This window comes from Delftia sp. K82, assembly GCF_002193035.1.
Lineage (GTDB): Bacteria > Pseudomonadota > Gammaproteobacteria > Burkholderiales > Burkholderiaceae_C > Comamonas > Comamonas acidovorans.
In genome coordinates this window covers 357,769-369,959 of the sequence record NZ_MYFL01000003.1, presented here as the reverse complement: position 1 = coordinate 369,959, position 12,191 = coordinate 357,769, and the positions used below count along the sequence as shown (strand labels likewise).

Annotated in this window: 11 protein-coding genes; 9 read left to right on the top strand and 2 right to left on the bottom strand. The window is 70.1% G+C overall.

Annotated features, from left to right (window positions below; genetic code table 11):
• Positions 1-91 precede the first annotated feature (91 nt).
• Positions 92-898 (top strand): aminotransferase class IV family protein, encoded by an 807-nt coding sequence (locus KDK82_RS18570; RefSeq protein ID WP_088166337.1) that lies wholly within the window; start codon positions 92-94, stop codon positions 896-898.
• 64 nt (positions 899-962) lie between these two features.
• Here KDK82_RS18570 and trxA read toward each other — a convergent pair whose 3' ends face one another.
• Entirely contained in the window at positions 963-1,919 is a 957-nt protein-coding gene (trxA, locus tag KDK82_RS18565) for a thioredoxin (RefSeq protein ID WP_088165859.1), read from the bottom strand.
• A 275-nt stretch (positions 1,920-2,194) separates the two neighbouring features.
• On the opposite strand from trxA, the gene KDK82_RS18560 reads away from it, so the two are divergent.
• From KDK82_RS18560 to KDK82_RS18540, 5 genes are all read left to right on the top strand, one after another.
• The gene (locus KDK82_RS18560) at positions 2,195-3,181 is read left to right on the top strand and encodes an ABC transporter ATP-binding protein (protein WP_088165858.1); all 987 of its coding nucleotides are present in this window, start codon (positions 2,195-2,197) and stop codon (positions 3,179-3,181) included.
• Entirely contained in the window at positions 3,178-4,566 is a 1,389-nt protein-coding gene (locus tag KDK82_RS18555; protein WP_088165857.1) for a hypothetical protein, read from the top strand. Before KDK82_RS18560 ends, KDK82_RS18555 begins: the two co-directional genes overlap by 4 nt.
• A gap of 83 nt (positions 4,567-4,649) precedes the next feature.
• On the top strand, positions 4,650-5,147 hold the full coding sequence (purE, locus tag KDK82_RS18550) for a 5-(carboxyamino)imidazole ribonucleotide mutase (RefSeq protein WP_012202922.1): 498 nt from the start codon (positions 4,650-4,652) through the stop codon (positions 5,145-5,147).
• Positions 5,144-6,307 carry a 5-(carboxyamino)imidazole ribonucleotide synthase gene (locus tag KDK82_RS18545; RefSeq protein WP_088165856.1) on the top strand — a complete coding sequence of 388 codons (1,164 nt, stop codon included), beginning with the start codon at positions 5,144-5,146 and terminating at the stop codon, positions 6,305-6,307. Before purE ends, KDK82_RS18545 begins: the two co-directional genes overlap by 4 nt.
• Positions 6,308-6,318: 11 nt before the next feature.
• A complete protein-coding gene (locus KDK82_RS18540) occupies positions 6,319-7,317 on the top strand; it encodes an L-threonylcarbamoyladenylate synthase (protein WP_034389903.1) in 999 nt (332 codons plus the stop codon).
• Positions 7,318-7,332: 15 nt separating this feature from the next.
• Here KDK82_RS18540 and KDK82_RS18535 read toward each other — a convergent pair whose 3' ends face one another.
• The gene (locus KDK82_RS18535; RefSeq protein WP_088165855.1) at positions 7,333-8,229 is read right to left on the bottom strand and encodes a MurR/RpiR family transcriptional regulator; all 897 of its coding nucleotides are present in this window, start codon (positions 8,227-8,229) and stop codon (positions 7,333-7,335) included.
• A 100-nt stretch (positions 8,230-8,329) separates the two neighbouring features.
• Here KDK82_RS18535 and iolC point away from each other — a divergent pair, with 100 nt between their 5' ends.
• From iolC to KDK82_RS18520, 3 genes are read left to right on the top strand one after another with little or no spacing between them, the layout of a single operon-like run.
• Positions 8,330-10,303 carry a 5-dehydro-2-deoxygluconokinase gene (gene iolC, locus KDK82_RS18530; protein ID WP_088165854.1) on the top strand — a complete coding sequence of 658 codons (1,974 nt, stop codon included), beginning with the start codon at positions 8,330-8,332 and terminating at the stop codon, positions 10,301-10,303.
• On the top strand, positions 10,300-11,103 hold the full coding sequence (gene iolB, locus KDK82_RS18525) for a 5-deoxy-glucuronate isomerase (RefSeq protein ID WP_088165853.1): 804 nt from the start codon (positions 10,300-10,302) through the stop codon (positions 11,101-11,103). Before iolC ends, iolB begins: the two co-directional genes overlap by 4 nt.
• 44 nt (positions 11,104-11,147) lie before the next feature.
• Entirely contained in the window at positions 11,148-12,167 is a 1,020-nt protein-coding gene (locus tag KDK82_RS18520; RefSeq protein ID WP_088166336.1) for a tripartite tricarboxylate transporter substrate binding protein, read from the top strand.
• Positions 12,168-12,191 lie beyond the last annotated feature (24 nt).

Sequence of the window (12,191 nt, the reverse complement as noted above, 5' to 3'; positions counted from 1 at the left end):
TTCAAATTTTTCTTGATGAAGCCCCGAATACTACTTGCTTCCTCTTTTGGGACCGCCATCGAACAATCAAGAAAACTTGATGGATGAACCCATGGAAACCGCCTCTTTCTTCACCAGCCTTATCGATGGGCAGCCCGCTACGGCGGCCGAACTCGCCGCCCTGGCCTTTGCCGGCCATGCCCATTTCACGGCCATGCAGGTGCGCGGCGGCCGGCTGCGCGGGCTGGACCTGCATCTGCAGCGCCTGCGCCAGGCCTCGCTGGAGCTGTACGGCCAGGCCTTGTCCGATGACCATGTCCAGGCGCAGCTGCGGGCGGCGCTTGCCAACGGCCCGCAGGATGTGTCGCTGACCGCCACGGTGTACTCGCCTGTCGGGGAATTCACGGCCGCCGATGCGCGGCCGCGCATGCTGGTGCGCACCTCGGCACCCGCCTCGGGCCCCGCCGGGCCCTTGAGCCTGGCGCTGTTCGAGCATGAGCGCATGCTGCCCCACCTCAAGCATGTGGGCGAGGTGGCCAAGACGCATCTGCTGCGCCGCGCCGTGGCCCAGGGCTTTGACGACGCCGCCTTTGCCGACCGCCAGGGCCGCATTGGCGAGGCCACCATCTGGAACCTGGCCTTCTGGGATGGAGACGCCGTGGTCTGGCCGCGCGCCCAGGTGCTGCCGGGCACGACCGAGTCCATGCTGCGGCGCCAGTTGCAGCGCCTGGGCGTGGCGCAGCGCCAGGCCGTGCTGACCCGGGCCGACCTGCCGTCCCTGGCCGGCGCCGTGGTGATGAATTCGTGGTCCCCGGGCATTCCGGTCAGGCGCCTGGCCGATGTGCATCTGCCCGATGCGCCCGGCTTCGTGCAGTTGCTGCACCGCGCGCATGCGGCCGAGGAACCGGTTGCACCCTGAGCCCTCGCCATGAAAAAAGGGAGCCGCAAGGCTCCCCCGTCTCTTCACCCGTGCAGCGCCGGTCTCAGTTCAGCGCCATGCTGAGCTTGCGGCGGTAGCTGTTGATCAGTTGCGTGGCTTCGTCCTGCTCGGCGCCAGCCTTGCCCAGCAGCTCGATGCCGCCGCTGCTCTTGCCGGGGATGGCGTCCTGCTTCTTGGGCTTCGGGGGCGTGAGCAGCTCCAGGATGCCCACGTAGAGCTTGCGCGCGGCCTGGCCGTTCCAATCCTTGTCGCGCATGATGATTTCCAGCAGTTCGTCCATGCTGGCTGCCCATTGGCCTTCGGCGGCCAGGGCCCGGGCCTTGCCGAAGCGGGTGTCGAAGTCGCGCTTGTTCTGCGCGATGACGGCGTCGAACTGCGCAAACTCCCAGTTGCCACGCTCGTCGTTGTGCACGAACAGCATGCACTGCAGCCACTGGTTGAGCGCCTCGAAGCGCGTGGCCTGGGGAATGCGCTTGAGCGGCTCGGCCAGCAGGGCGCCGGCCTCTTCGTAGCCGCCCGTGGCGATCAGCAGGCGCACGTAGTCGAAGCGCGCATCGTCGTTGGCCGGGTCGGCGGCCAGGGCGTCGGCCAGCTTTTGCAGGGCGGCCTGGGTGTCGCCGGCTTCCAGCAACTGGTGGGCCTCGTCGGCTTCGGCCTCGGCGGCCAGCTCGCCTTCGGAGGGCAGGTGCTTGTCGAGGAACTCGCGCAGCTTGCCTTCGGGCTGCGCGCCCATGAAGCCGTCCACGGGGCGGCCGCCCATCATCAGAATGCAGGTCGGGATGGAGCGGATGCCGAACATGCCGGCCAGTTGCTGCTCCTGGTCGGAGTCGATCTTGACCAGCTTGAAACGGCCTTCGTAGGCCACTTCCAGCTTTTCCAGGATGGGGCCCAGCGTCTTGCACGGGCCGCACCAGGGCGCCCAGAAGTCGACGAGCACCGGCACCTGCATGGAGGCGGCGACGACTTCGGCTTCGAAATTCTCAATGGTGACATCAATCATGTGATCAGACCCTGTGGCAAGGCGCGCGGCCAGGGCGCGCGGACTGTGGCGGTTCGGAGTTCGGCGGCCGAATGCCTCCGATACGGACCGTGTGATTCTCCAGCAATTCCAAGGCCCAGGGCATGAACGCCATGGGCGGCAGCCACCCCAGATGGGAGCAGGCTGCGCGCATTTCAAGCCGCCCGGCCGAGGGCGCGGCGCGGCAGCGCTGGGCTATATTGGCGCGCTGAGCCGCCATTGCGGCCTGCCATCAACACAATGAGGGAGGGCTCGCCTTGATCAAGGTTTCGCAGCTGGTGTTCGAGTACCCGGGCCACCGCGCGCTCGATGGCGTCAGCGTCCATATCGCCGCAGGCACCGTCACGGCCCTGGTGGGGCCCAACGGCGCCGGCAAATCCACGCTGATGCGCTGCATCGCCGGGCTGGACCAGCCGCTGTCGGGCCAGGTCCAGGTGCATGGCATTGCCGTGCAGGAGCAGCCCCGCGAAGTGCACCGGCACCTGGGCTATCTGTCGGATTTCTTCGGCCTCTATGACCGCCTGAGCGTGCGGCGCTGCCTGCAGTACGCGGCCCTGTCCATGGGCGTGCCCCCGTCCGAGGCGCCGCAGCGCGTGGCGCACGTGGCTGGGCAGCTGGGCCTGGCCGATCTGCTGGAGCGCCTGCCCACCGAGCTGTCTCGCGGCCAGCGCCAGCGCGTGGCCATCGGCCAGGCCATCGTCCACCAGCCGCGCGTGCTGCTGCTGGACGAGCCGGCCAGCGGCCTGGACCCCGAGGCCCGCGCCAGCCTGTCCCAGCTGATGCGGGCGCTGCAGGCCCAGGGCATGACCCTGATCGTCTCCAGCCACATCCTCAGCGAACTCGACGAGTACTGCACCCACATCCTGAGCCTGCGCGGCGGCCGCGTGGAAAGCCACGAGGCCCTGCACGGCGGCATCAAGGCACCTGCCGCCGGCGGCGATGTGCCGCTGGCACTGTACGCACTGGAGCTGGCGCCGCCACCGGGTGCCTCGGCCGAGTCGCTGGCGCGGCAGCTGCACCAGGTCCTTCCCGACACCCCTGTGCCGCCGCCCGATGACCAGGGCCTGGTGCATCTGCAGCTTTGGCTGCCCACGCCGCCGCGCGAACGCGCCGACCTGCTGGCACGCCTGGTTGGCGCCGGCCTGCCCGTGGCCAGCCTGGCGCCTGTGCGCGAGCGCCTGCAGGACCGCTACGCACGCGGCCTGCAGGCCGCAGCCCCCCTCACCCCTGCGGAGCAGCCATGACGCACAACCCGGAATTCCAGCGCCAACTCTGGCTCAACTGGCGGCCCGCCCAACTGGGCTGGAGCCTGCTGCTCACCGCCTTGCTGCTGGCCACGCCAATGGTTCTGGTCCAGCCCGAAGACCGCCTGCATGCCCTGCTGGTCGCTGCCCTGATCGGCATGTGGATCGCCGCGGCCGGCCTGGGCAGCGTGCTGGCCGGGCGCGGCCTCAACGAAGAGGCGCACCAGCACACCTGGGACTGGCAGCGCCTGTCGGCCCTGACGCCCTGGCAGATGGCCTGGGGCAAGCTGCTGGGCGCCCCGCTGCCGGCCTGGCTGTACATGCTGTGGTGCGCGCTTGCCGTGCTGGCCACCTCGGCGGGCCAGCCGGGCGGGCTGGCCTGGGGCGTGCACGCCGTGCTGCAGGCCGTGCTGTGGGGCCTGGCCCTGCAGGCCTGGAGCATGCACTCCGTGCTCATGGGCTGGGGGCCGAAGGAGCAGCCCGCGCGCCGCATCCGCTTCGTGCTGGTGCCGCTGCTGTTCGTGATGGTGCTGCCCGGACCCATCCTGGGCCGGTTGACCGAGCAGCTGGGCCGCGAAGAAGGCCGCCCTGTGCTGTGGTGGTCCGTGCCGCTGCACGGGCGCGGCGCCATCTACCTGTTCGGCGCCATCGCGCTGGGGCTGGGCCTGCTGGCCCTTTGGCGGCTGCTGTGCACGCGGCTGGATGTGCGCACCCTGCCCTGGGCCTGGCCGCTGGGCCTGTGCGTGGCGGGCCTGGCCTTTGGAGGCATGCACCTCGATGCAATGCAGTTGCAGGGCCCCGGTCCGGCCTCTTTCTTCGCTTGGACCACCGGGCTGGCGCTGGCGGGCACGGCCTATGTCTGCCTGCACGGCATGGACGAGGGCCTGCGCAGCTGGCGCCAGGTGCAGTGGTGCGTGCTGCAGGGGCGCTGGCGTGGCGCGCTCGAAGCGCTGCCGCTGTGGCCCGTGAGCTGGCTGCTGGCCGTGCTGGCCTGCGCGCTGTGGCTGCTGTGGCCCGCGGGCGGCCAGCCCATCGTGCCGGGCGCGGCCCAAATGGCGGCGCTGGCCACGGCGCAGTTGCTGCGCGATGCCGCGCTGGCCACGGGCTTTTCCCTGCTGGCCGGGCGCATCAAGTCGCCGCTGGCCGCGTTTGCCGTCACCTGGCTGCTGGTCAACATCGTGCTGCCGCTGCTGGCCTTTGGCCTGGCCGGGGCCGATGCCGCCGTGCTGGCCCAGCCGCTGGCAGCCGGCCTGACAAAGCCCGTCACCAGCGGAATGTGGCTGTCGCTGGCCGTGCAGGTGGGGCTGGCCCTGGCCTGGCTGGCCCATGTGTTTCGCCAGCGCGTGCTGGGTTTTGCGCGCGAGCAGCACACGGCTGTGCGGTGATTTGCAGGGGGATGCGGGCCGATCCGGACTAAAAAAGTAAAATCGCGGGTTCCACTAGGCCGGGCCGCAGGCGCCCTCACGACATGAACTCCATCCAGATCGGTGTGGTCATGGGCTCCAGCAGCGACTGGGAGACCATGCAGCACGCAGTTGCCATTCTTCAGCAATTTGGCATCGCCCATGAAGCCCAGGTCGTCTCGGCCCACCGCATGCCCGACGACATGTTCGCCTACGCCGAGGCCGCTGCCGGCCGTGGCCTGAAGGCCATCATCGCGGGTGCGGGGGGCGCTGCCCACCTGCCCGGCATGATCGCCGCCAAGACCGTGGTGCCCGTGCTCGGCGTGCCGGTGGCCAGCCGCCACCTGCAGGGCGTGGACTCGCTGCACTCCATCGTGCAGATGCCCAAGGGCGTGCCCGTGGCCACCTTCGCCATCGGCGCGGCCGGTGCGGCCAATGCGGCCCTCTTCGCCGTGGCCCTGCTGGCCAATGAGGACCCGGCCCTGCGCACCAGGCTCGAAGCCTTCCGCGCCGAGCAGACCGCCGCAGCGCGCGCGATGACGCTTCCTCCGGTGGCCGTATGAGCGCAGATGTGATCCTGCCGGGCGCCACGCTGGGCGTGCTGGGTGGCGGCCAACTGGGCCGCATGTTCGTGCAATCGGCCCAGGCCATGGGCTATTTCACGGCCGTGCTCGACGCCGACCCGACCAGCCCTGCCGGCCTGGTCAGCCACCACCACATCCGTACCGGCTACGAAGACCCGCAGGGCCTGGCCGAACTGGCGCGCCTGGCGGCCGCCGTCACCACCGAATTCGAGAACGTGCCCGCCGCGGCGCTGAACCTGCTGGCCGCCCAGCGGCCGGTCTCGCCGGCCGGCTCCTCCGTGGCCATTGCTCAGGACCGCGCCCAGGAGAAGGCCCACTTCGTGCGCTGCGGCGTGCCCTGCGCGCCCTATGCGGTGATCGAGACGCCCGCCCAGCTGGCGGCCGTGCATGCCAGCCTGCTGCCCGGCATCCTCAAGACCGCCCGCATGGGCTACGACGGCAAGGGCCAGGTGCGCGTGAAGAACGCCGCCGAGCTGGCCACCGCCTGGGAGCAACTGGGCCGCGTGGCCTGCGTGCTGGAAAAAATGCTGCCGCTGGCCCATGAATGCTCGGTCATCGTGGCGCGCGGCCGTGACGGCTCCATGGTCAACCTGCCCGTGCAGCGCAACCTGCACCGCGAAGGCATCCTCTCCGTCACCGAGGTCTACGAAGGCAACCTGCCACAGGCCCAGGTCGAGCAGGCGCTGGCCGCCGCACGCTCCGTGGCCGACGGCCTGGACTACGTGGGCGTGCTCTGCGTCGAATTCTTCGTGCTGCAGGACGGCATGCTCGTGGTCAACGAGATCGCGCCGCGCCCGCACAACAGCGGCCACTACAGCCAGAACGCCTGCGATGTCTCGCAGTTCGAGCTGCAGGTGCGCTGCATGACCGGCCTGCCGCTGACGCAGCCGCGCCAGCACAGCCCGTCCATCATGCTGAACCTGCTGGGCGACCTGTGGTTCAAGGACGGCGAACAGGCCAAGGCACCGGCCTGGGACCAGGTCCTGGCCCTGCCCGGCTGCCACCTGCACCTGTACGGCAAGCACGACGCCAAGCGCGGCCGCAAGATGGGCCACCTGAACGTCACCGGACCCACGCCCGAGGCTGTGCGCTCCACCGCCCTGCAGGCCGCTGCCATCCTGGGTATAGAGCCGTTCTGAAGGCCCGCGCGATGATTCTCGATGGAACGCTGGCGGCCTCTGTCCAGGCCGCCGCACAGGCGCTGCAGCGCGGCGAACTGCTGGGCCTGCCCACGGAAACCGTCTACGGCCTCGCGGCCGATGCCGACAACGACGCGGCCGTCGCGCAGATCTTCACCGCCAAAGGCAGGCCGCCCAATCACCCGCTCATCGTGCATGTGGCCGACAGCGGCGCCATCACGCGCTATGCACGCGAAGTGCCGCTGTTCGCACAGCAGCTGATCGACGCCTTCTGGCCCGGCCCGCTGACCCTGATCCTGCCGCGCCTGCCCCAGGCCGCCCGGGCCTCGACCGGCGGCCAGGACAGCGTGGGCCTGCGCTGCCCCTCCCACCCCGTCGCCCATGCCGTGCTGGCCGCCTGCCAGCAGCTGCAGCCGCCCGTCTGGGGCGTGTCGGCGCCCAGTGCCAACAAGTTCGGCCGCGTCAGCCCCACCACGGCGGCCCATGTGGCCGGCGAGTTCGGCGACACGCTGCTGGTGCTGGACGGCGGCGCCTGCGAAGTGGGGATTGAATCGACCATCGTGGACTGCACGCGCGGCGTGCCCGTGCTGCTGCGCCCCGGCGCCATCACGCGCGACGACATAGAACGTGCCTGCGGCCAGCGCCCCCTGTCCAAGGAAGAGCTGCAGGAGAACACGCCACGCGCCTCCGGCACCCTGCTGGCCCACTACGCGCCCAACGCCCAGGTGCGCCTCATGGACGCAAAGCAGCTGCAGGCCGGGCTGGACGTGCTGGGCGCCGACGCCAGGAACCTGGCCGTCTACCACCGCACACCGTTGCGCACCGCCTCGCGCGCCGTCACGCTGCGCGCCATGCCCGCCGACGCCGCCGCCACCGCACGCGAGCTGTTCGGCGCCCTGCGCGACTTCGATGAAGTCGGCGCCAGGCTGATCTGGATCGAGACCCCGCCCGACACGCCGGACTGGGAAGGCGTGCGCGACCGGCTGCTGCGCGCGGCGGCGGCCGGATAACACCAACACCCTCTTCTAAGGCTTGCGGGAAGGCTCGTACGCCAGCTCCATCCGGTAGGCCAGCGCCAGGAACAGCGACTGCGCCAGGGTCAGCGTGCTGGTCAGGGAGCGGAAGCCGAAGGTGGCTGCGTCCTGGGCCAGCAGGGTGACGGTGGCGCGGGATGCCAGGGGGCTGAGCTGGCTGTCGGTCAGCGCCAGCAGGCGCGCGCCGCGTGCCAGGGCCGCGTCCACCACCTCCAGCGTTTCGGGCGCATAGGGCTCGAAGGAGACGGCCAGCATCACGTCGCCGGGCACCAGCGCGCGCAGCTCGCCCTTTTGCATGGCGCCCAGGCCGTGCAGCCAGTGCACGGGCTTTTCGGTGTGCTGCAGCGCATAGGCCAGGTAGGCGCCCACGGGGAAGGCCCGGCGCGAGGCGGCCAGCCACAGCGAGGGGGCATCCAGCATGAGGTCCACTGCCGCCTCGAACTGCTCGGGCGGCAGGCCGCGCTGCAGGGCCTGCAGGCTTTCGATGCTGCCTTCGATGACCTCGTGCGCCAGGCGCGCGCTGCTGCGTGGCTCGTTGCCCGAGGCGATCAGGCCCCGGATGCGGTCCTGGTAGTCATGCTGGGCCGAGAGCTGGCGCGCCGCATCGGCGCGGAACAGCGCCTGCAGTTCCGAGTACCCCGAGAACCCGAAATGCTTGGCAAAGCGCACCACGGCCGAAGGCTGCACGCCACATTGCTCGGCCGTGGCCTGGATGCCCTCGAAGGCCAGGCGATCGCCCTGCATTTCCACATGGCGGCCGATGGCCTTGAGCTGGCGGCTCAGGGCCTCGAAGCCTTCGCGCAGCACGGTGAGGAAGGCGGCGCGGTCGGCGTAGGGGCCGGCCAGCGAGGGGGCGCCTGCATCGCCAAGGGTTTTTCTATTTTTCATATATATGGAAAACTTTTTCTATTTCGATCTATGATCGCATGCACGCAACGATTATGGACAGGCCCGCACGCGGGTGTCCGCAACGCACAGGCCTATGACGATGAGCATGCTGAACTTTCCCTCCGACCGGCCGCTGGACGTGGCCTGCCTGGGCCGACTGGCCGTGGACCTTTACGCGCAGCAGATCGGCTGCAGCCTGGAGGAGGCCGGCAGCTTCGCCAAGTACCTGGGCGGCTCCTCCGGCAACATGGCTTTCGGCACGGCGCGCCTGGGGCTGCGCTCGGCCATGATTTCGCGCGTGGGTGATGAACAAAATGGCCGCTTCCTGGTCGAGACGCTACGCCGCGAGGGCTGCGACACCAGCCAGGTGCAGGTCGATGCCCAGCGCCTGACCGGCATGGTGCTGCTGGGCATCAAGGACCAGGAAACCTTCCCCCTGCTCTTCGCCCGCGAAAACTGCGCCGACATGGCCCTGGACGCCGAGGCCATCAGCGAGGCGTTCCTGGCCCGCTGCCGCTGCCTGGCCATCACGGGCACCCACCTGAGCGCACCCGGCGTGCTGGCCGCCAGCCGCAAGGCACTGGAGATGGCAGGCCGCCACGGCCTGGTGCGCGTGCTGGACATCGACTACCGGCCCGTGCTGTGGGGCCTGGCCTCGCGCGGCGACGGCGAGACACGCTATGTGGCCAGCGCCGAGGTCAGCCGCAGGCTGCAGGCCGAGCTGGGCCAGTTCGAACTCATCATCGGCACCGAAGAGGAATGGCTGATCGCCGGCGGCGTGGAGGGCGACCTGATCGCCAGCCTGCGCCGCGTGCGCGAATGCAGCCGCGCCGTCTTCGTGGTCAAGCGCGGGCCGCTGGGCTGCTCGCTGATCGAGGGCGAGGTGCCCGATGCGATCGCCGATGCGCCCACGGTGCTGGGCGAGCGCGTGGAAGTGCTCAATGTGCTGGGCGCGGGCGATGCCTTTGCCTCGGGCCTGCTGTCCGGGCTGCTGCGCGGCAAGAGCCTGGAGGAATCTGCGGCGATTGCCAACGCCTGCGGCGCCATCGTGGTCTCGCGCCATGGCTGCGCGCCGGCCATGCCCACGCAGGCCGAGCTGGCGCACTGGTTCTCGGGCCACCGCCATCCGCGTCCCGACCAGGACCCCGAGCTGTCCCACCTGCACCGCGTCAGCCGCGCGCGGCCGCAGTGGCCCGCGCTGTGCGTGCTGGCCTATGACCACCGCAGCCAGTTCGACGATCTGGCGCGCGAGGCCGGCGCCGCGCCCGCGCGGCTGCGCCCGCTCAAGCGGCTGATCAACGAGGTGGTCGCCCAGGTCGAGCGCGATCCGGGCAACGCGGGCCGCATGGGCGTGCTGATCGACGGCCGCCATCACCTGGGCGAGGCCGCGCTGCACGACGCCACGGGACGCGGCTGGTGGATAGGCCGGCCCATCGAGCTGCCGGGCTCGCGCCCGCTGCGCTTTGACGGCACGGACTCGCTGGCTTCCGAGCTGCTGCACTGGCCGCAAAGCCATACCGTCAAATGCCTGGTCTTCTACCACCCCGACGACACGCCCGCACTGCGCGCCGAGCAGGATGCCTGGCTGCAGCAGGTCTGGACCGCCACGCGCGCCAGCGGCCATGAGCTGCTGCTGGAAGTGATCCCGCCAAAGGACACGCTGGCGCCCGACGACCGGGGCGAGGCCGTGCTGCGCGCCATACGCCACTTCTACGACCTGGGCCTCAAGCCCGAATGGTGGAAGGTCGGCACCATGGCGCGCGAGAACTGGGAGGCGCTGGACGCCCTGGTGAACGAACGCGATCCATGGTGCCGGGGCGCCGTGATCCTGGGGCTGTCCCAGCCCGTGGAGCAACTGGTGGAGGGCTTTGCCCAGGCGCGGGCGCCCGTGGTCAAGGGTTTCATGATCGGCCGCAGCGTCTGGGCCGGACCCGCGCTGCAGTGGCTGCGCAACGAGCTGGACGACGCCGCGCTGCGCGATGCCGTCGCCGCCAACTTCCGCGCGCTGATCGCGGGCTGGGATGCCAGCCGCTTGGCCGCGCGCCAGGACATCACCGAAGGAGCCGCGGCATGAGCCTTCTCGTCAAGGCCGCACCCGGCCGCATCGTCACCGACATCACGCCCGCCAGCGCGGGCTGGAAGCACATCCACTTCAAGGCCCTGAGGCTGCAGGCAGGCGAGGTGGAGGCGCTGTCCACCGGCCCGCTCGAATACTGCATCACCGTGCTCACCGGCCAGGTGGACGTGCAGGTCGGCAGCCAGCGCTTCAGCGCCCTGGGCAGCCGCGCCAGCGTGTTCGAGGAGGGTGCGCCCACGGCCGTCTACGTGCCGCCCGGCCAAAGCCTGCGCATCACGGCGCGCGGCCCGGCCGACGTTGCCTTGAGCGCCGCACCCGCCACGGGCCGCCACGCCACGCGCGTGATCGCGCCCGAAAGCATGCGCCGCAGCGTGCGCGGCCAGGGCAGCAACACGCGCCATGTCTGCGACATCCTGCCCGAGACCGAGGCGGCCGAGTCCCTGCTGGTGGTCGAGGTCATCACGCCCGCAGGCAACTCGTCCAGCTATCCGCCGCACAAGCACGACAGCGCCGACCCCGCCGCACCGGACGCCGAGACCGTGCTGGAGGAGACCTACTTCCACCTGCTCAACCCCAGCCAGGGCTTTGCCTTCCAGCGCGTCTACACCGATGACCGCAGCATCGACGAAGCCATGGCGGTGGAGCACCGCGACACCGTGATGGTGCCGCGCGGCTACCACCCCTGCGTGGCCCCGCACGGCTACGACCTCTACTACCTCAACACCATGGCCGGGCCCGAGCGGCGCTGGGCCTTCCGCAACGACCCCGCGCACGAATGGATGCTGCGGCCGCGCTGACGCACGGCGCAACAGACACCCATAAAAACCACCGGAGACAAAAAATGCTGTTCAACCCAATGGCCCTGCACCGCCAGGCCTGGCTTTCCTGCGCCCTGCTGACGCTGGGCATGGGCACCGCCCAGGCGCAATCCACCCCAGCCCCGTCCTCCCAGAGTGCGCCAGCCTGGCCCACCCAGCCCGTCAAATGGGTGGTGCCCTACGCACCGGGCGGCACCACCGACGTGATCGCGCGCCAGCTGGCCGTGCAGATGGGCAAGGACCTGGGCCAGCCCGTGGTGGTGGACAACCGTCCCGGCGCGGCCAGCATCATCGGTGCCACGCTGATCGCACGCGCCCCGGCCGATGGCTACACGCTGGGCACGGCCGACTCGGGCACGCTGGCCTTCAACCCCGCCATGTATGCGCGCCTGAGCTATGACGCGGGCAAGGACTTCAGCTACATCGGCGGCCTGGGCCGCATGCCGCTGGTGCTGGCCGTGCATCCGTCCTTCCCTGCGAAGAATGTGCAGGAATTCCTGGCGATGGCGCGCAAGGAGCCGGGCGGCATCTCCTCGGCCTCGTCGGGGCCGGGCTCGCCGCTGCACGTGGCGCTGGAGCTGTTCAAGCAGCGCACGGGCACCCAGATCCTGCACGTGGCCTACAAGGGCTCGGCCCCGGCGCTGCAGGACCTCATGGCCGGCCAGATCCAGTCCATGTTCGTGGACCTGCCGCCCAGCATCTCGGCCATCCGCGCGGGCAAGCTGCGCGTGCTGGCCGTGGCCACGCTCCAGCGCCTGCCCATCCTGCCCGACGTGCCCACCATGGCCGAGGCCGGCGTTCCCGGCTTCGAAGCCTATGCCTGGCAGGGTTTCGTCGGCCCCGCCCACCTGAGCCCTGCGCTCACCGAGCGCCTGAACAAAAGCCTGGCCACCGCCCTGCGCCACCCCGAAACGCGTGCCAAGCTCGAAGAGATCGGCATACAGCCCATGGAGATGACGCCGCAGCAGTTCGCAGGCTTCGTGCGCTCGGAACAGGCGCTGTGGAGCGGCGTGATCAAGGCCGCCAACATCAAAATGGATTGAAGCGCAGACATCGCCACATAACAA

Excerpts from the sequence above, each read along its gene's own strand:
- KDK82_RS18570 (WP_088166337.1), top strand. The coding sequence starts at position 92 with ATGGAAACCGCCTCTTTCTTCACCAGCCTTATCGATGGGCAGCCCGCT.
- trxA (WP_088165859.1), bottom strand. The coding sequence starts at position 1,919 with ATGATTGATGTCACCATTGAGAATTTCGAAGCCGAAGTCGTCGCCGCC.
- KDK82_RS18555 (WP_088165857.1), top strand. The coding sequence starts at position 3,178 with ATGACGCACAACCCGGAATTCCAGCGCCAACTCTGGCTCAACTGGCGG.
- purE (WP_012202922.1), top strand. The coding sequence starts at position 4,650 with ATGAACTCCATCCAGATCGGTGTGGTCATGGGCTCCAGCAGCGACTGG.
- KDK82_RS18545 (WP_088165856.1), top strand. The coding sequence starts at position 5,144 with ATGAGCGCAGATGTGATCCTGCCGGGCGCCACGCTGGGCGTGCTGGGT.
- KDK82_RS18540 (WP_034389903.1), top strand. The coding sequence starts at position 6,319 with ATGATTCTCGATGGAACGCTGGCGGCCTCTGTCCAGGCCGCCGCACAG.
- KDK82_RS18535 (WP_088165855.1), bottom strand. The coding sequence starts at position 8,229 with ATGAAAAATAGAAAAACCCTTGGCGATGCAGGCGCCCCCTCGCTGGCC.
- iolC (WP_088165854.1), top strand. The coding sequence starts at position 8,330 with ATGAGCATGCTGAACTTTCCCTCCGACCGGCCGCTGGACGTGGCCTGC.
- iolB (WP_088165853.1), top strand. The coding sequence starts at position 10,300 with ATGAGCCTTCTCGTCAAGGCCGCACCCGGCCGCATCGTCACCGACATC.
- KDK82_RS18520 (WP_088166336.1), top strand. The coding sequence starts at position 11,148 with ATGCTGTTCAACCCAATGGCCCTGCACCGCCAGGCCTGGCTTTCCTGC.